Source organism: Phyllobacterium sp. SB3 (genome assembly GCF_040009165.1).
GTDB lineage: Bacteria > Pseudomonadota > Alphaproteobacteria > Rhizobiales > Rhizobiaceae > Phyllobacterium.
The window spans coordinates 847048-873917 of sequence record NZ_JBDYKI010000001.1; the positions used below are offsets into that span (position 1 = coordinate 847048).

The window sequence follows — 26870 nt, forward strand, 5'->3', positions numbered from 1 at the left end:
CTGATTCTAACATTCGCGCCCCGTTTCGATCACGCTCGTAGCGAATGTTAGAATCAGGAAGACCACTGTTAAGTTTATGGTTCTAGTGGAGTTTACGAATTTGACATTTGCTTTAAGAGCCATCGACCGGTGAGATACAAATGTCAAATTCACTCCACTAGCCATGTTGCACGGCAGAACAGCGTCATCAAGAAGTGTGACGGATAAAATGCGGCCAAGTTGAATGATACCGTTCTATTAAATCTTTGTAATATCTCCGAATTGTCATTAACGGGGACATCAAAGCGCTTTATTCTCTCCAGTAGATAAGTTGTTCGCTGCGGAGCGCAGGTGCGGCTATAATGATTTTTGCTGGCTCCCCTGAACGGAACCGGCCTTGGAGTGTTGGATGAAGGTCTGGAAACAAATTTTGATCGCCGTCGTGGTTCTGGTAGGTGCCGGGGCCGGCTGGCTATACTTTTTTCCCGGCTCCAATGAACTTTTGAAAAAGGCCGGTGTTGATCCAACCTCCACATCAACTACAGAGCCCGCTGCGGGTTCCGGCAGCCGCAATGGCGGACAGGGAATGCCTCTTGTGGTTGTGAAAGCCGCCACGGACGCCAAAATCAACGACCGGCTTTCAGCAATTGGTACGGGTAAGGCAAAGAGTTCGGTATCCGTTACGCCCTTTGCCGCTGGTAGAATGACCGAAGTGCTTGTCCAGTCCGGCTCCAGGGTGATGGCTGGCGATGTCATCGCCAAGCTCGATGCAGAAGCCGAAATGATCATTGCAGAAAGAGCCCGCACTGCTCTCAAGGATGCGCAAAACAAGCTGAAGCGTGCGGAGAATCTGAGCACAACCAATACGGTTTCGGCTGTGCAGGTGTCGGATGCCGAACTTGCCGTAGAGAATGCTGCGCTTAATTTGCGTGAGGCCGAACTCGCGCTTGATCGCCGCGATATAAAAGCCCCAATCAGCGGGATCGTCGGTATCCTGCCGGTTAATGCAGGCAATTACATTACGCTTTCCACGCAGGTTGCAACAATTGATGATCGATCTGAGGTGCTCGTAGATTTTTGGGTGCCGGAGCGCTTTGCGCCCTTGATTACCGTTGGTGCGCCTGTTTCAGCAAGCTCGATTGCCCGCCCCGGAGAAACCTTTAACGGTTCTGTAAGTGCCATTGATAGCAGGGTTGATCCTGCCAGCCGTACCTTGCACGTTCAGGCACGGATCACCAATCCAAAGGACACGCTACGAGAGGGCATGGCTTTCGAGATATCCATTGCATTTCCGGGCGATACCTATGCTGCGGTTGACCCGCTGGCTATCCAATGGGGGACGGATGGCGCCTTTGTCTGGAAAATAGCTGATGACAAGGCGAGCCGCGTGCCAGTTCGGATCGTTCAACGAAATGCGTCTAATGTTCTGGTTGATGCAGAGATAAAACCAGGCGATGAGATAGTTGCAGAAGGTGTCCAATCGGTCCGTGAAGGCGGCCTGGTTCAGATAAAAGGGCAACCTGCACCCAAGCAGAATACGGATGCAGGGCCTCTTGCCTCTGCCGGCGAAGCTGGCTGAGGGCGTATCCGTGACAACGCAGAGCAATAATTCAGATACGAGTTTTACCGCACTTTTCATCCGCCGTCCTGTCATGGCACTGGTGCTCAATGCCCTTATCGTTGTGGGCGGTTTGGCGGCTTATTACGGTGTCGACGTGCGCGAACTGCCGGACGTTGACCGTCCCGTGGTTACCGTCTCTACGGATTTTGAATCGGCAGCCGCCGAAACGGTTGACCGCGAATTGACATCCGCAATCGAAGGCGCTGTTTCCCGCGTTTCAGGTGTCAAATCCATCTCGTCCAGTTCATCTTTTGGCAGCAGCCGCGTGACCGTCGAGTTCAATGATGGCGTTGACCTGAACGTCGCTGCGGCCGATATGCGCGACGCTATAAGCCGCATTACCAACACGCTGCCCGAGCAGGCTGATCCTCCGCGGATCGTCAAGGCGGATGCCAACTCCGATGCGGTGATGCGGCTTGCCGTTACGTCCGATACCATGGCCGTCGAAGACATGACCGTGCTTGTCGAGGATCAGATCGAAGATGTGCTTGCATCTGTTCCCGGCGTTGCCGACGTGCAGGTCAACGGCGATCGCAACAAGATTTTCCGCATTGATATCGATCAGGGCAAACTCGCAAGCCTTGGCATGAACGTCGCCGATATCCGTAATGCGCTCACCACGATGGCGTTTGATACACCGGCAGGACAGCTCAACAGCAATGACCAGAGCATTGTTGTGCGCGCAACGGCGCCTGTTACAACGCCAGAGGAATTTGAAAACATTATCATCAAGGGTCGGACGAAGATCCGTGATGTCGCAACGGTGACGCTCGGTCCGGATATCGGCACCTCCAGTCTCCGGGCCAATGGCAAGACGGGTATCGGCCTTGGCATTATCCGTCAGGCGCAGTCGAACACGCTTGATATTTCAACGGGTGTCCGTGCGGCAGTCGCGCAGCTTCAGCAGACATTGCCGGAAGGCGTAGATATTCGCGTTACGAGTGATGATGCCGACTTCATCAATGGCGCTGTCCATGAAGTGGAAATAGCGTTGGGTGCCTCGGTCATTATCATCATCGCGATCATCTATTTGTTCCTTTGGGATATCCGGGCGACGCTGATTCCAGCGGTCAGCATGCCGGTTGCATTGATCGGCACAATTTCGGCGATTTATCTGGCGGGCTTTTCCATCAATATTCTGACGCTGCTTGCTTTGGTGCTGGCAACGGGTCTGGTGGTGGACGACGCCATTGTCGTGCTTGAGAACATTGTCCGCCGTCGTAATCAGGGCATGGGCCCGCGTGCCGCTGCGGTGCTCGGTACGCAGGAAGTGTTCTTCGCAGTCATCGCAACCACTGTTACCTTGGCTGCCGTTTTTGTGCCGCTATCGTTCCTTCCCGGCCAAACGGGCGGGTTGTTCCGCGAGTTTGGCTTTGTTCTGGCGATCTGTGTGCTTCTTTCCGCAGTCGTAGCCCTTACTCTGTGCCCGATGCTGGCCTCGCGGCTCCTGAGCGCAAGTGAGGCCAGCCATCATGAAGTTGCTCATGCTCCCGGCATTGTCGGCCGTGCGGGTAATCTTCTCGGCGGCTGGTACAAAACCTTGCTGCATGCCTGCCTTGCCGGCCCATGGATCGTCGTTGTTGTTTCCCTTCTTTTTGCCGGAGCCGCATTTGGCGCATTCTCGCTGCTCAAGCAGGAATTGACCCCGACCGAAGATCGCGCCGCTGCATTTTTGCGCATCACCGCTCCTCAAGGTGTCAGCCTTGAATATCTGAATGATGAGATGCGCCAGATCGAAACGTTGATCCAGCCACTACGTGACTCCGGCGAAATCCAGAACACGTTTTCCATCGCAGGCCAGAACGGCAATACCAATCGGGGTTTCATGGTCCTTAGCCTTGCCAATTGGAAAGAACGCACAAGAACGCAGCAGGAGATCATCTCCGACGTATCGAAACGTGTCCGTTCTGTCCCCGGCATTCAGGTTTTCGCATCGCAACCTAATTCGCTAGGCATTCGCGGCGCAGGCAATGGTTTGCAGTTTGCGGTAGTTGGGACCAGCTATGCCGAGTTGGGCAAAACAGCTGCCAAGATTGTTAGCGAACTGGAAAAGGATCGCCGTTTTGATCGTCCACGCCTGACCAACGAGCCGACACAACCGCAGCTTGCCGTTACGATTGACCGTGAACGTGCATCGGACCTTGGCATCGATATTACCGGTCTGGCAGAAGCTTTGCAGTCGGTGCTCGACGGCTACAAGATCGGGTCTGTTTATATCGAAGATCGCAGCTTCGATGTGAAACTCGTCTCGACCACCAATCCGATCAACGATCCGACCGATTTGGAAAACGTGTTCTTGCGCACGCAAGATGGGCGTTTTGTGCCGATGTCGACGATTGCACGTCTAACGGAAGTTGCGGTGCCACCTGCATTGACCCGCGAGCAGCAGATGCGGTCGGTAGCCATTACCGCAAGCCTGTCGCCGGAATTCGCACTTGGTGATGCCTATGCGGAAGCACAGGCGGTTGCCGAGCCATTGCTTCCACCCGGCTATCGTCTCATTCCGCTTGCCGAAGCCGCTACGCTTGGTGAAAATTCTTCAAGCATGATCATTACTTTCGGCTTTGCCATATTGATCATCCTCCTTGTGCTTGCTGCGCAGTTCGAGAGCTTCATCAGTGCTGTCATTGTGATGGCGACTGTCCCGCTGGGGTTGGCTTGCGCCGTCTTTGCGATGGTGATGACTGGCACGAGCATGAACGTTTACAGTCAGATCGGGTTGGTGTTGCTTGTGGGGATCATGGCGAAAAACGGTATTCTTATTGTCGAGTTTGCCAATCATCTGCGCGATCAGGGTCGCAATGTTCGCCAGGCAATCGAGGAAGCAGCAACTATCCGGCTACGCCCGGTTGTAATGACAATGCTCTGCGCAATTCTTGGCGGTGTTCCGCTGGTCCTTGCCAGTGGCGCAGGCGCCGAGGCCCGCATTGCGCTTGGATGGGTCATTGTCGGCGGACTTGGTTTGGCAACAGCTTCGACCTTGTTCCTTACGCCGGTCGCGTATTTGCTTCTGGCAGGTTTCTCCAAGCCAAAGGCCGAAGAGGAGGCGAGACTCCAGCGTGAACTTTTGCAGGTCAATACGCGGGCACAGCTTCCGGCGGAGTAAACCTTAGTTCCGTACTCTGATTACAAAATAGTTTGTGCGTGGTTCGACAAGCTCACCATGAGGAAGGTGGTTGCTTGCAAGTAGAATCGTTGGCTCGCGGAGTCGATCTCCTTACAACCCATTAGCTTCCTCATGGTGAGCTTGTCGAACCACGCACGATGGGAGTGTACGGAGACAGTTCTTCATAGGAATATGATTATTGACCATTTGATAAAAAATTTGACCTTTTGTAAAAATATGCCATTCTTTCCATAACGGAGCCGGACGTACCGGCTCATCCTGCAAATGGCGGTGATCCACGGGAACCGGACACTGCCACAGATATGGGAGATGCCATTTCATGGGATCGATGGATTCAGGAATCCGTGACGTCAGGGCCGGGCGGCTCGCCAACGGCAATTACAGCGAAGTGTTTTCCGATCTGCATCCACCGCTTTCGCGGCATGAGGCTTTCGTTGAATCTGACCGTTGCTACTTCTGCTACGATGCACCGTGCATGAACGCTTGCCCGACGGGCATCGATATTCCGCTTTTCATTCGCGAGATCGCGGCAGACAATCCAACCGGCTCCGCCAAGACAATTTTGAGCGAGAACATTCTTGGCGGCATGTGCGCCCGGGTATGTCCGACAGAGACGCTTTGCGAGCAAGCCTGCGTGCGGGAAGCAGCTGAAGGAAAGCCGGTAAAAATCGGCCTGTTGCAGCGCTATGCTACCGACCATCTCATGGAGAATGGCCAGCATCCCTTCAAGCGCGCTGCACCTACCGGCAAATCAGTTGCTGTTGTTGGTGCCGGTCCTGCGGGTCTCTCTGCCGCCCATCGTCTGGCCATGCATGGTCACGATGTCACGATTTTCGAGGCTCGCCCCAAGGCCGGGGGCCTCAATGAATATGGTATTGCTGCTTATAAGAGCGTCGATGATTTCGCCCAGAAGGAACTCCAGTTCATTCTGGAGATCGGTGGGATTACAATCCAGAATGACAAAGCGCTTGGACGCGACATCAGCCTTGATGCATTGCGAGCCGGGTTTGATGCGGTGTTCCTCGGTTTGGGCTTGCCTGGTGTCAATGAATTGGGACTTGATGGCGAAGATGCCGCTGGTTGCATCGATGCCGTGGATTACATCTCGGTTCTGCGCCAGAGCAATGATCTTTCGGAAATAGCGGTTGGTCGCGATGTTGTCGTCATTGGTGGCGGCATGACTGCTGTTGACGTTGCCGTTCAGACAAAACTGCTCGGCGCGGAAAATGTCATCATCGCTTACCGTCGTGGACCAGAAAGCATGAATGCCAGTGAGTTCGAACAGGAACTCGCTTTGAAGAACGGCGTCATCATCCGCCATTGGTTGCAACCCCGCGCTTTGACACGCAACGAGCGAGGCGAGGTGTGCGGTATTACTCTCGATTATACGGTGATGAATGATGGCAAGCTGGAGACATCCGGTGAGAGCGTCACATTGGCCAGCGATCAGGTATTCAAGGCCATCGGCCAGATGCCTGCGGAAAAGATACTTGCAGATGCGGGAATGGCGCTATCGCGCGGCCGTATCAGTGTTGACGAGGAACGCCGCACTTCGATCCCGGGAATCTGGGCAGGCGGCGATTGTATTGCAGGTGGTCAGGATTTGACCGTGGCAGGCGTTCAGGATGGCAAGCTTGCCGCCGAATCCATCCACCGCGTTCTTTCAATGCAGCCGGAAAAGGTCAGCGGTTTTGCAGAGGCAGTCATTGCCAGCAATGCCGAACCTACAACCGCCCCTGCGCAACGTCCTGCCAATCCAGGCCACGTTAGTGGCTAAAGGAAACCATCATGGCTGATCTTTCATCGAATTTCCTTGGTATCAAATCCCCAAATCCATTCTGGCTGGCCTCCGCGCCGCCTACCGACAAAGCCTACAATGTCGAAAGAGCATTCGCCGCTGGCTGGGGTGGTGTTGTCTGGAAAACCCTTGGCGAAGAGGGGCCTCCCGTCGTCAACGTCAATGGCCCGCGTTACGGTGCAATCTATGGCCCGGACCGCCGCTTACTTGGCTTGAACAATATTGAGTTGATCACGGATCGCCCTCTTGAGGTCAATCTGCGCGAGATGACCGAGGTCAAGAAGAAGTGGCCGGATCGTGCGCTGATCGCATCGATCATGGTGCCCTGCGAGGAAGAGGCCTGGAAGGCGATCCTGCCACGCGTGGAAGAGACAGGATGCGATGGCATCGAGCTGAACTTCGGCTGTCCACATGGCATGTCCGAGCGTGGCATGGGCGCTGCTGTCGGTCAGGTGCCGGAATATATCGAAATGGTGGTGCGCTGGTGCAAGCAATATACGCGCATGCCGGTCATCACCAAGCTGACGCCGAACATCACCGATGTTCGCAAACCTGCTCGCGCTGCCAAGTCTGGTGGCACCGATGCCGTATCGCTGATCAACACCATCAATTCCATCGTTTCGGTTGATCTTGATACTTTCGCGCCCAATCCTTCCATTGACGGGCGTGGCTCGCATGGTGGCTATTGCGGCCCGGCGGTGAAACCCATCGCATTGAACATGGTTGCGGAAATTGCCCGCGATGCAGAAACGCGCGGCCTGCCCATATCGGGTATCGGCGGTATCACCACGTGGCGCGATGCGGCAGAATTCATCGCGCTCGGTTGTGGCAATGTGCAGGTTTGCACCGCTGCGATGACCTATGGGTTCAAGGTCGTACAGGAAATGATTTCCGGTCTGTCTGACTGGATGGACTCACGCGGTTTCAGTTCCATCGAAGATTTTCGTGGCATGGCTGTGCCGAATGTTACGGACTGGCAGTATCTCAACCTCAACTACATCACCAAGGCGCAGATCGATCAGGATCTCTGCATCAAATGTGGCCGTTGCCATATTGCCTGCGAAGACACATCGCATCAGGCCATCACTTCGATGGTCGATGGAGTTCGGCATTTCGAAGTGATCGATGAGGAATGCGTGGGGTGCAATCTGTGCGTCAATGTTTGCCCGGTCGAAAATTGCATCGATATGGTGCCGATGATCTCGGGTGTTGACCCGCGCACCAAAACACCGGTTCGACCCGACTATGCCAACTGGACAACGCACCCGAATAATCCAATGGCGAAGGTCGCGGCAGAGTAAGAGATTAACTCGACCTCCGGTTGGCATACCGTTTGTGCGTGGTTCGACGGGGCTCACCATGAGGGAGTTGTAATTGGCAAGAGAGTCTAGTTCTGTAGCAATGCAGGCTGGCTTTGCAACCTACAATTCTCCTCATGGTGAGCCCCGTCGAACCACGCACAACAAGTAACGCAGCCAAGTTTACGGTAATTTGTACTCAACTACGCGGCCGTATCCCGTTGAGAATGATGCTAAGCACAGCCTGTGCCGTCTGCTCGCGAAAGCCCGGACGGCCAACCTGGCTGCCCATGATGGCGCGAACCTGAACATCGAAATCCGCATAGTGCTGGGTGGTTGCCCAGATCATGAAAATCAGATGATAGGGATCGACGGGCGCAAGCTTTCCTTCACCCACCCAGCGGCGGATAACGACAGCTTTCTCATCCACCAGTGGCTTCAGGTGCTTGGCCAGAAAATCGCTGATCGCCGGTGCGCCATGCAGCACTTCATTGGCAAAGAGGCGTGAAGCTTCCGGGTGGCTTTCAGACATTTTAATCTTGAGCGTTATGTACTTACGAAGCTGTTCAATCGGATCGCCTTCGGGATCGATATCCGCCAAAGGTGCAAGCCACTCGGTCAATGTTTCTTCGAGCAGTGTCACATAGATGTTCTGTTTGCGGGGGAAATAATAAAGCAGGTTCGGTTTTGACATCCCTGCCTTATCGGCGATCTGATCGATAGTCGTGCCGCGAAAACCATAGGTTGAGAAAACATCAAGCGCCGCATCAAGGATCAGGCGGCGGTTGATTTCCTGAATACGGGTCGTTTTTTCCGGTCCGCTACTGGTCTTTTGCTTTGCAGCTTTCGCCATCTACCGATTACTCCACCCACCCGCGACAAAATGGCAATTCCGCTATCACTCGCAACGGGTTGAAATGCCTATAAAGCGCTTGACCACCTAACTATGCTCTTCTAGCCTGCATTTTGACCAACTAGTCAAGTTTTTGGCAATTGGTTTTTGAATCCACCCAAAGGTTCAATCATTCGGGAACACAAAACAAGCGGTAATATCCGCAATCAGGAGGCTTCGTCACATGTCTAAAGCGGCACTGGGGACAAACAATCTCGACGCGTTCTGGATGCCTTTCACGGCAAACAGGCAGTTCAAGCAAAATCCCCGCCTCCTCGTCAGTGCTAAAGACATGCACTACAAGTCTCATGATGGCCGCGAAATTCTTGATGGCACTGCTGGCCTCTGGTGCTGCAATGCCGGTCATGGCCGCCCGAAGATTGTAGAAGCAGTTCAAAAGCAGGTCGCAGAGCTGGATTATGCGCCGGCATTCCAGATGGGCCACCCCAAGGCATTTGAGCTCGCTGCCCGTCTCGCAGCTATGCTGCCATCACCGCTCGATCATGTATTCTTCACCAATTCCGGGTCTGAATCGGTCGACACTGCGCTGAAAATTGCGCTGGCTTACCATCGCGCCAAGGGCAATGGTACCAAGGTGAAGCTGATCGGCCGTGAGCGCGGTTATCACGGCGTTGGCTTTGGCGGTATTTCCGTTGGCGGCATTTCCGGCAATCGCAAGACTTTCGGCAATGCGCTGGGTGGCATCGACCATATTCGCCATACCCACGATCTGGCGCGCAATGCCTATACGCGCGGAGAGCCGGAATACGGCGTCGAGTTTGCCGATGATCTGGAAAGAGTTATTGCTCTGCACGATGCATCGAATATCGCGGCTGTTATCGTTGAGCCGGTTGCTGGTTCTACCGGCGTTCTCATCCCGCCAAAGGGCTATTTGAAGCGCCTGCGCGAGATCTGCACCAAGAACGATATTCTCCTGATCTTCGATGAGGTCATCACCGGGTTTGGCCGCCTCGGCACTCCCTTTGCGATTGACTATTTCGGCGTCGTGCCTGATCTCGTCACAACCGCGAAGGGCATTACCAGCGGTGTCATTCCAATGGGCGCTGTGTTTGCTTCATCCGACATTTATCAGGCCTTCATGAATGGTCCTGAAAACCTGATCGAGCTGTTCCACGGCTATACCTATTCCGGTCATCCTGTTGCCTGCGCCGCCGCATTGGCAACTCTCGATACCTATGAGGAAGAGGGTCTTCTGACCCGCGCATCGGAGCTTTCCGATTATTGGGCAGATGCGCTGCATGGGCTCAAGGGGCTGCCGAATGTTATCGACATTCGCAATCTCGGCCTGATCGGCGCTATCGAGTTGCAACCCATTGAAGGCGCACCGACCAAGCGTGCGTTCCAGGCGTTCCTCAACGCCTATGAAAAGGGTGTGCTGATCCGCACAACCGGCGATATTATCGCGCTGTCACCGCCTTTGACCATCAGCAAGGGGCAGATCGAGCACCTGTTCGATACACTCGCTGACGTGTTGAAGAACCTCACATAGGGAACAGGCAAATGTCGCTGACAGGAAATCTTCGGATCAATAGCGACCGGCTCTGGGACAGCCTCACGGAAATGGCCAAGATCGGCCCGGGTCTGCGCGGCGGCAATAACCGCCAGACCTTGACCGATGAGGACGGTGAAGGTCGCCGCCTGTTCCAGTCCTGGTGCGAGAAAGCCGGAGCGACCATGGGAGTGGATACCATGGGCAATATGTTCTTCACCCGCGAGGGAACAGACCCCGACGCCTTACCAGTCTATGTCGGGAGCCATCTCGATACGCAGCCGACCGGCGGCAAGTATGATGGCGTGCTCGGTGTTCTTGGTGGGCTGGAGCTGATCCGCACACTCAACGATCTTAATATCAAGACCAAGCACCCAATTGTCGTCGTCAACTGGACGAATGAGGAAGGCACGCGCTTTGCTCCGGCCATGCTGGCTTCCGGCGTATTTGCCGGTATTCACGACGAGCAATGGGCCTATGATCGTGAAGATGCCAAGGGCAAGAAGTTCGGTGACGAGCTGGAGCGTATTGGCTGGAAGGGCAATGAAAAGGTTGGTGCCCGCAAGATACATGCGCTGTTTGAGCTGCATATCGAGCAGGGACCAATTCTTGAAGCTGAAGGCAAGGATATCGGTGTTGTAACTCACGGACAGGGTCTGTGGTGGTTGCAAGTCACATTGACAGGCAAGGAGAGCCATACGGGCTCGACGCCCATGCCGATGCGCAAGAACGCCGGGCTTGGCATGGCACGCATTACCGAACTTGTTCACACGGTTGCCATGGCACATCAGCCAAGCGCTGTCGGCGCAATCGGCCACGTCGATGTTTATCCGAATTCGCGCAATGTCATCCCGGGTAAGGTGGTTTTCACCGTTGATATCCGCTCGCCGGATCTGGCAACGCTCACCGCCATGAAGATTGAAATTGAAGCGAAAGCACCGGAAATCGCCAAAGAACTTGGTCTGGGCATTGAAATTGAAGAGGCGGGCCATTTCGATCCCGTCACATTTGACGATGGTTGTGTCACGGCCGTGCGCAATGCGGCTGAGCGGCTTGGTTACAGTCACCGCAATATTGTTTCCGGGGCGGGCCATGATGCCTGCTGGATCAATCGCGTTGCTCCGACGGCGATGGTGATGTGTCCTTGCGTCGATGGCCTGAGCCACAATGAGGATGAAGAGATTTCGAAAGAATGGGCTGCTGCCGGTACTGACGTCCTGTTGCATGCGGTTCTGGAGACGGCGGAGATTCAAGCCTGATCTAGCACCCACATATGGCAACATGTTCGGCAAAAGACCAAAAAGGGGAACGAACACATGGCTACGAAACTGATCAAGGGCGGCACTATTATTGCCGCCGACCGCACCTACAAAGCGGATGTGCTGATTGACGGCGATAAGATCGCTGCTATCGGCAATGATCTTATCGGCGACGAAGTGATAGATGCAACGGGCTGTTTCCTGATGCCCGGCGGTATCGACCCCCACACACATCTTGAAATGCCTTTCATGGGCACGCATTCCAGCGATGATTTCGACACTGGTACAGCCGCAGCTTTAGCGGGCGGGACCACCATGGTCGTCGATTTTGTTCTTCCGGGCGAAGATGGGCTGCTCGCAGCCCTGCAGGACTGGTTCCAGAAGGCGGGCAAAGCACGCACCGATTACTCCTTCCATATGGCAATCACCGGCTGGAACAAGCAGGTCTTCGACGAAATGCCAAAGGTCGTCGAGCGCGGCATCAACACGTTCAAGCATTTCATGGCCTATAAGGGTGCATTGATGGTGGACGACGACGAAATGTTCGCATCCTTCCTGCGCTGCGCCGAGATTGGCGCCATGCCGCTGGTTCATGCGGAAAATGGCGATGTGGTTGCTCATCTCCAGCAGAAACTTCTGGCAGAGGGCAATACCGGCCCTGAAGCCCACGGCTATTCACGACCACCGGAAATCGAAGGCGAGGCGGCCAATCGCGCCATCATGATCGCCGATCAGGCCGGTGTACCGCTCTATATCGTGCATGTCTCCTGCGAGCAGTCACACGAAGCCATACGCCGCGCCCGCGCCAAGGGCATGCGTGTTTACGGCGAGCCGCTGATTCAGCACCTTGTTCTGGATGAAAGCGAATACAAGAACGAGGATTGGGATTATGCCGCCCGCCGCGTCATGTCTCCGCCCTTCCGTGACAAGATCAACCAGAATGGTTTGTGGGCGGGCCTCGCATCGGGAAGCCTGCAAGTTGTTGCAACAGATCACTGTGCCTTTACCACGGAGCAAAAGCGTTTCGGCATTGGTGATTTCACCAAAATACCGAATGGCACGGGTGGGCTTGAAGATCGCATGCCCGTACTCTGGACCAAGGGAGTACGGACAGGCCGCCTGACCCCGAACGAATTTGTGGCCGCGACGTCTACCAACATTGCCCAAATCCTCAATATCTACCCGCGCAAGGGTGCGATATTGCCGGGTTCCGATGCGGATATCGTCATCTGGGACCCCAACGCAACCAAAGTCATTTCTGCAAAATCGCAAAAGTCTGCTATCGACTATAATGTCTTTGAAGGCATTGAGGTCACAGGCTTACCGCGCATCACGCTTTCGCGTGGCGAGATCGCCTATAGAGATGGTGAGGTGCTTGCGCCAACTGGGAGTGGCCGCTTTGTAGAACGCGAAGCCAATCCGTCTGCCAGCCGAGCACTTTCCACTTGGAAGGAATTGACCGCACCGCGTAGAGTGGAGCGCGATCCGAAGAACATTCCGGCAGGCGTCTGATGACAGTCGTCGCGCTTCCACCCAAGGCAAAGATAATGGCTGATGCGGCGCCAAAAAATGTAATTGACGTCAAGGATCTGTCGCTGGTCTTCCAGACCAATGACGGGCCGGTCAACGCCTTGTCAAATATCAACCTTGCAGTGAACAGCGGCGAGTTCGTTTCCTTCATCGGCCCTTCCGGTTGCGGCAAGACCACTCTGTTGCGGGTAATCGCCGATCTGGAGCAGCCCACATCGGGCAGCATATCGGTTAATGGCATGACGCCATCACAAGCGCGTGAAAAGCGCGCTTATGGCTATGTGTTTCAGGCGGCGGCGCTTTATCCTTGGCGTACCATTGGCGGCAATATTTCCCTGCCGCTGGAAGTGATGGGAATTGCCAAGGAAGAGCGCAAGGCGCGCATCGCCAAGAATCTTGAGCTGGTCAATCTTGCCGGGTTCGATAAAAAGTTTCCTTGGCAATTGTCCGGCGGCATGCAGCAGCGTGCATCCATTGCCCGCGCGCTGTCATTCGATCCTGACATGCTGTTGATGGATGAGCCTTTCGGCGCGTTGGACGAGATCGTCCGCGATCATCTGAACGAACAATTGCTGAAGCTTTGGGCCAAGACGCAGAAGACCGTAATCTTTGTGACACACTCAATCCCCGAGGCGGTTTTTCTATCAACCAAGATCGTCGTCATGAGTCCGCGTCCTGGGCGCATTCACGAGATCATAGACTGCAATCTCGGTTCCGAACGCACGCTCGATATCCGCGAAACGCCAAAGTTTCTTGAGATTGCACATAGGGTTCGCGAGGGCCTTCGCCACGGTCACTCTTATGATGAGGCGCATTTATGATGAAGGAGCGTAAAGGCTTTTCAGCCATGCTCCACGACAGGGTAATCCCGGTCGGAACAATCCTCTTGGTCATTATCGTGCTCTGGTATGGGTTCGCAATATTCCTCAATGCACCTTTCGAGCGTGATCAGGCAGCGCGTGCCAATACCACCATCTCCACCAGTCAATTGATCGCCAATACAATGGCGCAGGAAAGGCCGGTTCTGCCCGCTCCGCATCAGGTCGCCGCTGAAATCCGCAAGACAGTCTTCGATATTGCGCCAACCTCGAAACGCAGCCTTATTTATCATGGCGGGGTCACCCTGTCGTCTACGTTGCTTGGCTTTGCATTTGGTACTTTGCTCGGCATTCTTCTGGCGATTGCCATTGTGCATTCGCGAACGCTCGACAAGAGCCTGATGCCTTGGATCATCACTTCGCAAACCGTGCCGATCCTTGCTATTGCCCCGATGATTATCGTGGTGCTCAACGCGGTAAATATTACCGGGCTTTTGCCCAAGGCAATGATCTCGACCTATTTGTCTTTCTTTCCGGTTGCTGTCGGCATGGTCAAAGGCCTGCGTTCGCCAGAGATTATGCACCTTGATCTCATGCGCACTTACAACGCTTCCAAGACACAGGTTTTCTGGAAGCTGCGCTGGCCTGCCTCGATGCCTTATCTTTTTACTTCAATGAAGATCGCAGTCGCAATCAGCCTCGTCGGCGCTATCGTTGGCGAGTTGCCAACCGGCGCAGTGGCAGGTATCGGCGCGCGTCTGCTCGCCGGCTCCTATTACGGCCAGACGGTGCAAATCTGGGCGGCCTTGATCGCAGCGGCGCTGATGGCGGCCATCCTTGTAAGCTTGATCGGTGTTATCTCAACGCTGGTCAACCGGCGCATGGGAGTGCGGCCATGAGGATATCGCGCTCACCCTTGGCCATCGGTGCCTTCGTCCTGTCCGCAGCCTCGCTGGTGCTATCGACGGGCGCTGATGTGCAAAGCACACTGTCCTATGCCGCTCCGGTAATCCTATTTGCCGCCTCCGCTGTCGCGGTGTTTGCATCAGCCTCCGCATCATCGACGATTGCTTTGCTCGTTCTTGTACACGTTACGGCTTACTGTCTTATATCGCTGCTTGGCTCGATGGGAGCAGCAGGTGCCGCACTCGGCTACTGGTGCATGGTTATCGCCGCGTGGCTGCTCGCGTGGCTGACAGTTCAGCGCCTTGCGGAGTGGCGTGCTGCTTCGCCGGATATGCAGCGTCTGATCAACCTTGCGCTGCCTGTCCTGTTTGGCGCTTGGCTGCTCATCCTTTGGGAGGTTGTTGTGCGCGGTTTCGGTGTTCCGGCTATCCTCCTGCCACCACCTTCCATGATTGCTTCTCGTATTGCTGCGTCTGTACCTACGCTCTGGGCGGATTTCCAGCAAACCTATTTGAAAGCCGCAATTGCCGGCTACGTCATGGGTTGCGGCTCGGGCTTTCTTGCTGCGATTATCGTTGATCGCGTACCGTTCCTGCGTAAGGGACTGCTACCGATAGGCAATCTCGTTGCAGCCCTGCCAGTCGTCGGTATTGCTCCAATCATGGTCATGTGGTTCGGTTCCTACTGGCAGTCAAAGGCTGCTGTCGTCGTCATCATGACGTTCTTTCCAATGCTGGTGAATACGGTTGCCGGGCTTGCCGCATCGGGTGCCATGGAGCGTGATCTGATGCGCACTTACGGCTCCAGCTATGGCCAGACACTACTGAAACTCCGTCTTCCCGCTGCCATGCCGTTTATTTTCAACGCGCTGAAAATCAACTCGACGCTGGCGCTGATCGGCGCGATTGTTGCGGAGTTCTTCGGCTCTCCGATTGTGGGCATGGGCTTTCGTATATCGGCTGAAGTCGGACGCATGAATGTCGATATGGTGTGGGCCGAGATATTCGTTGCTGCCTTGGCTGGTTCACTATCCTACGGGTTGATCACCTTGCTCGAACGGGCGGTCACCTTCTGGCATCCTTCCTACAGAACTTAAAAAACAAGAACAGAGGAGAACTAAAAATGAAAAAGACAATTGCACTCTCACTAGGGCTTGCCATTAGCACGCTGATGGCCGGTTCGGCGCTGGCGGCGGACAAACTGACCCTTCAGCTTAAATGGGTCACGCAGGGGCAGTTCGCAGGCTACTACGTGGCGAAGGATAAGGGCTTCTATGAAGAAGCCAATCTCGATGTCGAGATCAAGCCGGGTGGCCCTGACGTTGCGCCTCCACAGGTCATCGCTGGTGGTGGTGCCGATGTCGTGGTTGACTGGATGCCGTCCGCACTTGCCACGCGCGAAAAAGGTCTGCCGCTCGTCAATATCGCGCAACCCTTCAAACGCTCCGGCATGATGCTGACCTGCCGCAAGGAAACCGGCATTACCAAGCCGGAGGATTTCAAGGGCAAAACACTTGGCGTCTGGTTTGGCGGCAATGAATATCCCTTCCTGTCATGGATGAACCATCTCGGTCTCAAGACAGATGGTGGCCCGGAAGGCGTTACAGTTCTCAAGCAGGGCTTCAATGTCGATCCGCTGATCCAGAAGCAGGCCGATTGCATTTCCACCATGACCTATAATGAATATTGGCAGGTCATTGATGCAGGTATACCGGAAGATCAGCTTGTCACTTTCAAGTATGAAGACGAGAAAGTGGCAACGCTGGAAGACGGTCTTTACGTCTTGCAGAAGAGCCTTGATGATCCGGCGATGGTCGAAAAGCTGGCCCGCTTCGTCAAAGCGTCAATGAAGGGCTGGGAATATGCGCGCGCCAATCCTGATGAAGCCGCAACGATTGTCCTCGACAATGACGCAAGCGGTGCACAGACCGAAAAGCACCAGAAGCGCATGGTTGCCGAAATCAACAAGCTGACGGAAGGTTCAGACGGTGTGCTTGATACGGCAGCTGCCGACCGCACAGTCGAGACCCTGCTTGGTGGAGGCTCAGATCCGGTGATCACCAAGAAGCCGGAAGGTGCCTGGACAACCAAGGTCACTGACGCCGCGAAGTAAGGCCGGACGCCTTACCCTCCCCCTTGTGGGGAGGGACGGAGCGTAGCGACGGGGAGGGGATTATTTCTAATATGATTGTTAGCGTACCCCTCCCGGCTGCTTTGCAGCCACCCTCCCCACAAGGGGGAGGGCAAGAGGCGGCAGTGCTACATCACTCCCAATGATCAGGGATTTGCCTTACAGCGCCGCGTGCGGCGCTGGTTGCCATCGCACCATAGGCACGCAATGCCGTCGTGATCTTGCGCTTGCGCTTTTCTTCCGGCTTCCAGGCGGCTGTGCCCTTAGCTTCCATATGTGCACGACGATCGGCAATAACCGCATCGTCTACAGCCAAATGAATTTTGCGGTTTGGAATGTCGATATCGATAACATCGCCTTCCTGCACCAGACCGATCAGACCGCCCTCAGCTGCTTCCGGAGAAACGTGACCGATGGAAAGGCCGGACGAACCGCCGGAGAAACGTCCATCAGTGATCAAAGCACAGGCCTTGCCCAAGCCCTTCGATTTCAGATAGCTGGTCGGATAAAGCATTTCCTGCATGCCGGGGCCGCCACGTGGACCTTCATAGCGGATCAGCACAATGTCACCCGGCTTGACCCCGCCATTCAGAATGCCCAGCACCGCTGTGTCCTGACTCTCAAAAATACGGGCAGGACCCGAGAATTTCAGGATCGACTCGTCAACACCTGCGGTTTTGACGATACAGCCATCCTCGGCAAGATTGCCGTAAAGCACGGCCAAGCCACCATCCTTGGAATAGGCATGTTCCGCATTGCGGATAACGCCTTTTTCGCGGTCCAGATCAACATCCGCAAACCGGCGGTCCTGACTGAATGCAACCTGAGTTGGAACGCCACCCGGCGCCGCCTTGAAGAAATCATGTACAGACTGGTTCTTGCTGCGCATAACATCCCAGCGATCCAGCGCTGCGCCAAGATTTGCCGCGTGAACGGAATAGACGGAGGTGTCGAGCAGACCGGCACGATCAAGTTCGCCAAGAATGCCCATGACACCGCCCGCATGGTGCACGTCTTCCATATGCACATTGGCAACCGCAGGAGCCACTTTGCAGAGCACCGGCACACGACGCGACAGCCCGTCAATATCACTCATGGTGAAATCGACTTCGCCCTCATGTGCGGCCGCAAGCAGATGCAGAACCGTATTGGTCGACCCGCCCATGGCAATATCGAGCGTCATGGCATTTTCGAAAGCGGCAAAGGACGCAATGGAACGCGGCAGCGCGGTATTGTCGTCCTGCTCGTAGTAGCGGCGGGCCAGATCGACGATCAGGTGACCTGCCTCAACGAACAGACGGCGGCGATCCGCGTGGGTTGCCAGTGTTGAACCATTGCCCGGCAGGGACAGACCCAGTGCCTCGGTCAGGCAGTTCATCGAATTGGCGGTAAACATGCCGGAGCAGGAACCGCAGGTTGGACAGGCGGAACGCTCGATAGCCGTTACTTCCGCATCGGAAATGCGGTCGTCAGCAGCGGCAACCATGGCATCGACTAGATCGAGCTTCTTTTCCTTATCGTCCCAGATAACCTTGCCGGCTTCCATAGGGCCGCCGGAAACGAAAACGACAGGGATGTTCAAGCGCAGAGCTGCCATAAGCATACCGGGCGTGATCTTGTCGCAATTTGAAATGCAGACCATGGCATCTGCGCAATGTGCGTTGACCATATACTCAACGCTGTCGGCAATGATCTCGCGCGATGGCAGCGAATAAAGCATGCCGTCATGTCCCATGGCGATGCCATCATCGACGGCAATCGTGTTGAATTCCTTGGCGACACCGCCAGCGCTTTCGATTTCGCGCGCCACAAGCTGGCCGAGATCTTTCAGGTGCACGTGCCCCGGCACAAACTGCGTGAACGAATTCACCACCGCAATAATCGGCTTGCCGAAGTCATCGTCCTTCATGCCGGTTGCGCGCCAAAGGCCGCGGGCACCGGCCATGTTGCGGCCATGTGTGGTTGTACGTGAACGATAGGGCGGCATTTTCAAACTATCCTGATAGTGAATTGCGAAAGAACCAGTCTATAGAAGAACCGCGTCTCAAGCAAAGAATGGAATTTTGTTACCCGAATGGAGCTCTTTTATTGCACTCATTACATAGGGGACATCATTATCGCATGAAACGAGACGTAATGTCTCGGTTGTCACGTTAAAATCGCTCTCGGGATGTCAAAATGCCGTGAAGGTCATGGTTGTGAGCGAGCGCGCGATGCCCTGAATGTTGAGAACATTGTCATTAATGAACTTGCCGACATCCTGATCTTCGGGAATATAAATCTTTGCCAGCAGGTCAAAGTTGCCGCTGGTTGAATAGAGTTCCGAGACTATTTCGCGCTCGAACAGGGCAGCCGCCACTTCATATGTTTTGCCGGGAAAGCATTGCAGCTGCAGGAATACGGGTTTCATTGATATGCTCCGGGGACTGATTGGTCTTGCATAACCTATTTGGGTTGCACAGACAGCGCAATCACAGGTTTCTGGCTACGCGGCTTCTATATCGGTTTTTGAGAAATCATTGCCTTTATAAAGCAGTGGAACAGCATAGTGCCGGGCGCACGCATAAGCAAAACAATCGCCAAAATTGAGTTCAGCAGGATGGTGGCGTTTGCCAAAGCGGTCAAACGCATCAATCGCTGCATAGGCAGCTTCAGGCGGAATCGGCAGCAGTGTTATCTCCATCGCATCGAGAAAGGACTGTACCGTACGCGCGGCATCATCAAGCTCGATTCCAAGAATGCGCGCAATGTTGATCGCGGTTTCCCATATGGCGGCAGGTGACGTTATGCGGTTGGTGGATGATTGCATGCGAGCAGCAAGCAGGCGTGCATCATCTTCGTCTGTCATCATTGCCACCATTGCCGAAGCATCTATGAACATCAAATGCCTTTCAGTCGTAAAGACTATCGCGGAAGGCCTTGTCGGGCGACAGACCCTTTTCGGGTTTGGCGCGTAGTTTCAAATCCCGGCAGAACGCTGCTGCAATCTCGGCAAGCGTTGGCTGTCCAAGGTTGGCTTCGAGTGCGTGTTGCAGTGCCAATCTGACCGCTTCAGTTTTAGAGGGCGCTTTAATGGCCGCCTGATACCGACGCGCCAACTGATCTATTCGATCGTCTTTTATATAAAGAGGCATGAGTATATCCTTTGTTGGATATATAATATATACGTTCAGAATATACAAACCAAATAATACAATACCCAATAAAAAGTGACGTACTGCCTAACAGTACTGCATCTCCCCGTTTTGTGGCGATATGGCCACAACTCCAGGCTGCAACGGGCTGTGAGTGGTCTTTGCGGGTTGGCCTGTATGAGTCACCATGTTATCGTTTTCTTAAGCTAGAGAGGCGAATTTTAACGATCACAGGGTATGGCGTAATCATTCCTGTTGGTTTGTGTCATTTTGTTTGAGTTAGGGATTATACTGGTTGATGGACTTCAAGCGCCCACAGGCCAGTTTGTTTGCTGCCGCTTTGCTGGCTTGCTCAGCCCTCGTATCGCCTGCGCACGCGTTCGATATTTTCGGCATTCATCTCTGGGGTGAAAAGAAGGAAGACGACGCTGATTCTGTCATCGCCGATCCTCAGAAATACACTGTCGAAATCGCAAACGAAGAAAATGAGGAAACTAAAAAGCTCGTCGAAGGCGCATCCAGCCTTGTCGCCGACAAGGAAAAGCCCGCCTCGGGTGCTGCCGGGCTTCTCGCAAAAGCCAGAGGCGATTATCGCCGTATTCTGGGGGCACTCTATGCCGATGGCCGTTATGGCGGCAACATAAGCATCAAGGTGGATGGGCGTGAGGCAAGCGATCTTCCTCCGGATACAGTTCTGCCGGACCCTGCCACTGTCGCGATATCCGTAGATCCGGGGCCGCAATTCCTCTTCGCCAATGCGCGGATCAAGAATGTTGCCCCACCGCCTGTTGATAAGAAAGACATTGTTGACCTGCCCGAAAAGCAGGGGTTCGCAGTTGGCGAAATTGCCCGTTCCACGGCAATCGTGAAAGCGGAGCGACTTGCCGTTGACGCATGGCGCGAGCAGGGACACCCAAAGGCAAAGATTGTTTCGCGTGAAGTCACTGCCGACCACGATAACAATAAAGTGGATGCAAGCATTGATGTCGATCCGGGGCAGCGTGCTTCCTTCGGTCAGACACAGGTTACCGGCACTGAACGTATGGACCCGGAGTTTGTGGCCTTCATCACAGGGCTGGAACCCGGACGCGAATATGATCCCGACGAGATAGAGCGCGCCAAGAAGCGGTTGTCACGACTTGAGGTGTTCCGCTCAGCCCGCATCGAAGAGGCAGACGCCATCACAAGCGAGGGCCTTTTGCCGATTACGGTGGCTGTGCAGGAGCAGAAGCTGCGCCGCTTTGGCGTCGGTGGCAGTTATTCGACTCTGGATGGTGCCGGTTTTGAAACCTACTGGCAACACCGGAATCTTTTCGGTCGTGCGGAGCGTTTGCGTTTCGATGCCAAGATCGGTGGTATTGGCGGGCAGTCCTACGATCCGCAGGATTATAACTACATGCTGGGCGTTAGTTTCACCAAGCCCGGCGTCTGGACGCCGGACACGGATTTCATTTCCTCGTTGATTGGCGAGCGCAAGGTTCTCGATGCCTACACGCAGACCTCCATCACCGCGGAGGCTGGGCTCACCCACATATTCTCAGACGAACTTTCCGGCAAATTGACGGCCAATGTCTCGAAGTCGAAGTTTGAAGACGATTTCTTCGGCAGCCGTGATTTCCTCACCGTCGGTGTGCTGGGCGGTCTTACCTACGATAGTCGTGACAGCAAGGTCGACCCGGCACGCGGCTACTTCCTCGAAGGACTGCTATCGCCATTTTATGAAATCGAATATGGCAACTTCGCTACGAAATTCACGGCGGAAGGGCGCACCTATTATGGTTTTGGCGAGGATAACCGCTTTGTTCTTGCCGGGCGTCTGAAACTTGGATCAATCGTGGGTGCCGATATTGGCGAACTGCCGCCGGATCAATTGTTTTTCGCAGGTGGCGGCGGCTCTGTTCGTGGTTATGCCTATCGCAATATCGGCGTGAACGTAAGGCGCGATGGCGATGATTATGTTATAGGCGGGCGGTCGCTTATCGAAAGTTCGGTGGAAGCGCGCGTGCGCTTTACAGACACGATCGGCGCTGTTGCCTTTGTCGATGCCGGTTATGTGGGCGAAGAATCTTTCCCGGATTTTGCTCAGGATATGCGGCTCGGTGTAGGTGCCGGTATAAGGTATAATACCGGCCTTGGTCCGATCCGGCTTGATGTTGCCGTTCCTCTGGATCGGACGAACGACGATCCCAGTTTTGCATTCTACGTTGGCATAGGACAGGCGTTTTGATCAGGATTCTAGTAACCCTATTTCTGCTTCTTCTTGTCGGCCCATCCGTGGCGCAGTCACCTGCGCCTGCCAGCCCCGAGGCAGAGAAATCATATTTCTTGAGCTTCGTCGAAAACCAGCTGTCGACACCCAATCGCCAAATCGTGATTTCCGATATTCAGGGCGTGCTTTCCTCCGAAGCGAATATTGGCAGCATCACTGTCGCCGACCGTGAAGGTATCTGGCTGAAAGTCACCAATGCCAAGATCGTCTGGAGCCGTCTTGCCTTGCTTAGGGGACGCCTGGATATCAATACACTGGCCGCTGACAGCATAGATGTCATGCGCAAGCCATTGCCGGATGAAAGCCTGCCTTCGCCCGAAGCAAAGGGCTTCAGCCTGCCGGAATTGCCGCTTGCAGTCATTCTTCAAGAATTGAAGATCGGCCGTGTTGCCTTCGGCGATACTGTTTTTGGCCTGAAATCAGAAATTTCCGCTGCGGGTAACCTCACGCTTGATGGTGGCTCTCTCGACTCCAATTTGCAGATAAAACGTCTCGATGGTCCGGGCGGTGATTTCAGCATAAAGGCAGCTTACGCCAATGAAAGCCAGCAACTGGACCTCGATCTTTCGTTGAACGAACCGGCAAATGGCATCATGGCGAACCTCCTCAATATTGAAGGTCGTCCGCCGGTCGTAATGGCATTGAAGGGCTCCGGCCCGTTGAGCGATCTGGCACTGCAGTTGACCCTTGATGCTGCTGGCAAGCGCGTTCTTACAGGCAATACCAAGATCGACCGTCAGGCAGATGGGCTGGGTTTCAAGACCACGTTGGATGGTGAAGTTGCAGCATTGATACCACCTGTCTTCCGCGACTTCTTCGGCAATGATACCGCATTGGTGGTCAATGGTGTCGTGCGCGATGCGGGTGGTTTTTCACTTGATCGCCTCAGCATCAAAAGCAATGCGCTGGTTGTCGATGCGACAGGCGAAACAACCAATGACGGCTTTCTGCGCCAGTTGAAGGTTGATGCAACGATTGCCGATCCAACAGGCAAGAAGGTTATTCTGCCTGTAGCTGGCGGGCAGACAACCGTCGACAAGGCAACTTTTGCCGTCGGATTCGGCACCAACGCCAATGATGCATGGTCGAGCACGTTGGAAGTTGCAAATCTGACCACGGAAATGTTCGCCGCCAAATCGGTTAGTCTGGTCGCAAAGGGTTTGGCCCAGAATATCGACAACCCGGCAGCCCGTTCGTTGACCTATGACGTGAACGGCGACGTTTCAGGCATCACCGCCAAGCGTGCGGATATCGCCGAAGCCCTCGGCGAGTTGGTCCAGCTCAAAATCAATGGTGACTGGAAGGCCGGTACGCCAGTCAACCTCACACAGGCTTTGATCGCAGCAAACGGCCTCAGTGCTTCTCTTGCCGGGACTATCAACGAATTTGCTTATCGCGGCGATATTCTGGTGAAAGCTTCAAGCATTTCACCATTCTCTGCGCTTGCAGGCCGAGACATGGCCGGTTCGCTGGATTTGAAAGCCAACGGACTTGTCGAGGCTCTGACTGGCGGTTTCGATTTGATGCTTGACGGCAGTGCCACTGGTATGAAGCTCGGTATTGATGCGGCAGACAAGGTTCTGGCAGGGGAAACGCGTATTACTGGTGGTCTTGCACGCGGCGAAAACGGTTTGAGTGCCAAGAACTTCAAAGTTGAAAATCCACAAACACTGGTCACGGCCAATGGCACATTTGCCAGTGGCGCAGCGAATTTCGATTTCGGTCTCGACCTTACCGATCTGGCTCTGCTTTCTGAAAAAGCCGGTGGTGCGCTCAAAGTCAAAGGCAGCGCTCGCGGTCAGGACAAGATTATTGCGCTTGCCTTCAATGCCGGCGTGCCGCAGGGCACATTATCGGGCCGCAAGCTGACCGAAGGCGACATCTCGTTCAATGGAACATTGGTCGAGGATAATGTTGATGGCAAGCTATCCGGCCTCGCATTCCTTGATGGTATCCGCGCTGATCTTGCGACGGAAATAGCCTTGCGCAAGGATGAGAAACGCCTAAGCAACCTGCAATTCATTGCAGGCGGTACACGTCTGCGTGGTGATGTCACACAGGACAAAAAGGGTTTGCTGCAAGGCAATCTGACTCTGAGTTCAGCTGATGTATCGACCGCTGCGGCACTCTTCCTCGTTGAGGCAACAGGCAAGGCGGATGCAACGATCGCGCTTTCTCACGAGGACGACAAACAGAATCTCGACATCAAAGGGAATATTGATAGTCTCAAGGCCAATGACGTTGTTGTAGGCAAAGCCGATATTGCGCTCGTGGCGCAGGATATTTTCAACGTTCCTGCGGCCAATGGTTCCATTACAGCAGCCAATGTGTCGGCTGGCGGTGTCGATATCACAAGCCTCGATGCGCAGGCCGACCAGAGTGGCAAGAGCACCAATTTCAATCTGAATGCTGCCTTGAAGAATGGTGCAAAGACCTCCGTAGGTGGTGCGCTTGAGCCGACAGAAAAAGGTTATCTTCTGTCGTTGGCCAAGGCCGAACTGACACGCGACAAGCTCGCAGCGCGCCTGGTCCAACCAGCTGCAATCAATGTTGCAGGAAGTGATGTATCTTTTGGCGATATCATCCTTGATATCGGCAAGGGCAAGGTAACTGTTAGTGGCGAAGTCGCGCAGACACTCAATCTTGCCGTCGCAATCGAGAAGCTTCCGCTTGATATCGCCAATACGATCAAGCCTGACCTTGGCGTCGGCGGTGAAATAAACGGTACGGCGAAAATCGGCGGGACGCGCGAAAAGCCCGATGTCAATTTCGATATGCAGGCACGCGGCGTGACTGCGGCGGCTCTCAAAAAGGCAGGTCTTGAAGCGCTTAATCTTGACGCCAAGGGCACCTCTACGACTGATCAGTTAAATGTTGATGCGCATCTGACTGGAGCAAATGGGCTTGATGCTTCGGCGCGTGGTTCCGTGCCCTTGGCGCGGGGCCAGCTCGCTGTCGATCTCGATCTGAAGAGCCTGCCACTGGCAACGCTCAATGGCATCGTCAAGGATCAAAACCTTGCGGGCGTCATTTCCGGCCGTGGCCGTGTCACCGGTACTTTGCAGAAGCCGAATGCGGAATTCGATCTCAAGGGTTCTAGCATTTCCGCCAACCCGTTGCAGGAAGCCGGACTTGCACCTCTGCAGCTCACCGCTGCGGGTAGCTTTGCCAATGAGCGGCTTTCGCTTTCGTCTGCGAAGGTTGATGGGCCGCAAGGCTTTACCGTTTCTGCCAGTGGTGAAGTTCCCATCTCTGGCAATGGTCTCGGCATCAATGTGACCGGCAACATTCCGCTATCACTGGCCAACCGCTTCCTTGCTGATCGCGGAACGCAGGCCAAGGGCAATATCGATGTGACGGCAAATGTAACAGGTACGTTTGCGCAGCCGCAGATACGCGGCATGTTCTCGGCCAATGGTGCTGAGGTCATCGATCCGGAAGCCAATTTGCGCCTCCAGCGCATCACCTTGCTCGGCAGCATGGAAGGCACCACGGTTACCATCCGCACCCTTACGGCGGGGCTTTCGACGGGCGGAACAGTCAGTGCGACCGGCACGATATCGACAGACGCGGCAGCAAACTTCCCGGCCAATATCGATATCAAGCTCGACAAGGCTCGTTATGCGGACGGCAATCTCGTTGTAGCGACGGTCACGGGCGCGCTCGGGATCAATGGTCCGCTTACCCGTGATCCTGTCATCGCCGGCAACATCAATATTGATCGTGCCGAAATTACCGTTCCGGAAAGTTTTGGTGGCTCCTCGGCTGTCATCGATGTGAAGCACAAGGACCCTTCGAAAAAGGTCCAGCAGACATTGAAGCGCGCCAAGGCTGATCAGCGCGAAGTCGCAACACCGACAGCGCGTCCGAGTGTTGTCCGGCTGGACATCAATGTTACCGCGCCGAACAAGATCTTTGTGCGTGGTCGCGGCCTTGATGCGGAAATTGGCGGTTCAGTACGGCTGACCGGCCCTGCAACGGATATCCAGCCTGTTGGCGGTTTTGATCTTATCCGCGGTCGTCTTGGCATTCTTGGCCAACGCATTACCTTTACGGAAGGTCAGGTAACGCTGGTTGGCGACCTTGATCCTGAGATCAACTTTGTTGCCAGTACACAGAGCAGCGATATCACCGTCAATGTGACGGTAAAGGGCCGTGTATCCGACTTGCAGATAGTGTTCTCCTCGCAGCCGGAGCTTCCGCAGGATGAAGTCATGGCGCGGCTGATCTTCAATCGCTCGATAAGTGAACTGACGCCGCTGCAGATAGCCCGTCTGGCAACAGCCGCTGCGGAACTGGCGGGTGGTTCGAACTCATCGCTTATTGATAGCCTGCGCAAGAGCACGGGCCTTGATGACCTTGATGTCGTCACCGACAGCGAAGGCAATGCCGGCGTGCGGGCAGGCCGCTATATCAGGGATAATATCTATCTGGGGGTCGAGGCAGGTGCGGGTGGTAACACCAAGGGCACGATCAATCTCGACATTACGCCCAATCTGAAAGCCAAGGGTGCCGTTGGCAGCGATGGCGATTCCGGCGCGGGTCTGTTCTTCGAGAAAGACTACTAAAAGCATTTCCAGCAGAGTGCGACGCGGTTTT

General features: G+C 54.7%; 18 protein-coding genes. 13 read left to right on the forward strand and 5 right to left on the reverse strand.

Features of this window, described 5'->3' with window-relative positions:
• Window positions 1-388 precede the first annotated feature (388 nt).
• The 4 genes from ABKW30_RS04215 to preA all read left to right on the forward strand — a co-directional run bounded on the left by ABKW30_RS04215 (window position 389) and on the right by preA (window position 7826).
• Entirely contained in the window at window positions 389-1558 is a 1170-nt protein-coding gene (locus ABKW30_RS04215; RefSeq protein ID WP_348596822.1) for an efflux RND transporter periplasmic adaptor subunit, read from the forward strand.
• Entirely contained in the window at window positions 1521-4706 is a 3186-nt protein-coding gene (locus tag ABKW30_RS04220) for an efflux RND transporter permease subunit (protein ID WP_348596824.1), read from the forward strand. The genes ABKW30_RS04215 and ABKW30_RS04220 overlap by 38 nt, the downstream gene beginning before the upstream one ends.
• Window positions 4707-5046: 340 nt before the next feature.
• Window positions 5047-6504, forward strand: coding sequence for an NAD(P)-dependent oxidoreductase (locus ABKW30_RS04225; protein ID WP_348596826.1), 1458 nt, complete (start codon window positions 5047-5049; stop codon window positions 6502-6504).
• Window positions 6505-6515: 11 nt separating this feature from the next.
• On the forward strand, window positions 6516-7826 hold the full coding sequence (gene preA / locus ABKW30_RS04230) for an NAD-dependent dihydropyrimidine dehydrogenase subunit PreA (RefSeq protein ID WP_348596828.1): 1311 nt from the start codon (window positions 6516-6518) through the stop codon (window positions 7824-7826).
• 196 nt (window positions 7827-8022) lie between these two features.
• Here the strand turns inward: preA and rutR are convergent, their stop codons facing one another.
• On the reverse strand, window positions 8023-8676 hold the full coding sequence (rutR, locus tag ABKW30_RS04235) for an HTH-type transcriptional regulator RutR (RefSeq protein ID WP_348596830.1): 654 nt from the start codon (window positions 8674-8676) through the stop codon (window positions 8023-8025).
• Between the two features lie 223 nt (window positions 8677-8899).
• On the opposite strand from rutR, the gene ABKW30_RS04240 reads away from it, so the two are divergent.
• The 7 genes from ABKW30_RS04240 to ABKW30_RS04270 are packed head-to-tail and all read left to right on the forward strand — an operon-like array spanning window position 8900 to window position 16850.
• Window positions 8900-10225, forward strand: a complete 1326-nt coding sequence (locus tag ABKW30_RS04240; protein WP_348596832.1) for an aspartate aminotransferase family protein — start codon at window positions 8900-8902, stop codon at window positions 10223-10225.
• A gap of 11 nt (window positions 10226-10236) precedes the next feature.
• Window positions 10237-11484 (forward strand): Zn-dependent hydrolase, encoded by a 1248-nt coding sequence (locus tag ABKW30_RS04245; protein ID WP_348596834.1) that lies wholly within the window; start codon window positions 10237-10239, stop codon window positions 11482-11484.
• A gap of 57 nt (window positions 11485-11541) precedes the next feature.
• A complete protein-coding gene (hydA, locus tag ABKW30_RS04250; RefSeq protein WP_348596836.1) occupies window positions 11542-12996 on the forward strand; it encodes a dihydropyrimidinase in 1455 nt (484 codons plus the stop codon).
• Window positions 12996-13835 (forward strand): ABC transporter ATP-binding protein, encoded by an 840-nt coding sequence (locus tag ABKW30_RS04255; protein ID WP_348596838.1) that lies wholly within the window; start codon window positions 12996-12998, stop codon window positions 13833-13835. The genes hydA and ABKW30_RS04255 overlap by 1 nt, the downstream gene beginning before the upstream one ends.
• On the forward strand, window positions 13832-14731 hold the full coding sequence (locus tag ABKW30_RS04260; protein ID WP_348596840.1) for an ABC transporter permease: 900 nt from the start codon (window positions 13832-13834) through the stop codon (window positions 14729-14731). The genes ABKW30_RS04255 and ABKW30_RS04260 overlap by 4 nt, the downstream gene beginning before the upstream one ends.
• Window positions 14728-15834: an ABC transporter permease gene (locus tag ABKW30_RS04265; RefSeq protein ID WP_348596841.1), complete on the forward strand. Its 1107-nt coding sequence runs from the start codon at window positions 14728-14730 to the stop codon at window positions 15832-15834. Before ABKW30_RS04260 ends, ABKW30_RS04265 begins: the two co-directional genes overlap by 4 nt.
• 26 nt (window positions 15835-15860) lie before the next feature.
• Window positions 15861-16850 carry an ABC transporter substrate-binding protein gene (locus tag ABKW30_RS04270; RefSeq protein ID WP_008127659.1) on the forward strand — a complete coding sequence of 330 codons (990 nt, stop codon included), beginning with the start codon at window positions 15861-15863 and terminating at the stop codon, window positions 16848-16850.
• A gap of 151 nt (window positions 16851-17001) precedes the next feature.
• Here the strand turns inward: ABKW30_RS04270 and ilvD are convergent, their stop codons facing one another.
• From ilvD to ABKW30_RS04290, 4 genes are all read right to left on the reverse strand, one after another.
• Window positions 17002-18855, reverse strand: a complete 1854-nt coding sequence (gene ilvD / locus ABKW30_RS04275; protein ID WP_348596843.1) for a dihydroxy-acid dehydratase — start codon at window positions 18853-18855, stop codon at window positions 17002-17004.
• Window positions 18856-19041: 186 nt separating this feature from the next.
• On the reverse strand, window positions 19042-19278 hold the full coding sequence (locus ABKW30_RS04280; RefSeq protein ID WP_348596845.1) for an Lrp/AsnC ligand binding domain-containing protein: 237 nt from the start codon (window positions 19276-19278) through the stop codon (window positions 19042-19044).
• Between the two features lie 75 nt (window positions 19279-19353).
• Entirely contained in the window at window positions 19354-19749 is a 396-nt protein-coding gene (locus tag ABKW30_RS04285) for a type II toxin-antitoxin system VapC family toxin (RefSeq protein ID WP_348596846.1), read from the reverse strand.
• Window positions 19750-19759: 10 nt separating this feature from the next.
• On the reverse strand, window positions 19760-20002 hold the full coding sequence (locus ABKW30_RS04290; protein ID WP_348596848.1) for a type II toxin-antitoxin system VapB family antitoxin: 243 nt from the start codon (window positions 20000-20002) through the stop codon (window positions 19760-19762).
• Between the two features lie 298 nt (window positions 20003-20300).
• Here ABKW30_RS04290 and ABKW30_RS04295 point away from each other — a divergent pair, with 298 nt between their 5' ends.
• Complete coding sequence (locus tag ABKW30_RS04295) at window positions 20301-22229, forward strand: autotransporter assembly complex family protein (RefSeq protein WP_348596849.1); 1929 nt, start codon at window positions 20301-20303, stop codon at window positions 22227-22229.
• Window positions 22226-26839, forward strand: coding sequence for a translocation/assembly module TamB domain-containing protein (locus tag ABKW30_RS04300; RefSeq protein WP_348596851.1), 4614 nt, complete (start codon window positions 22226-22228; stop codon window positions 26837-26839). The genes ABKW30_RS04295 and ABKW30_RS04300 overlap by 4 nt, the downstream gene beginning before the upstream one ends.
• Window positions 26840-26870: the final 31 nt, after the last annotated feature.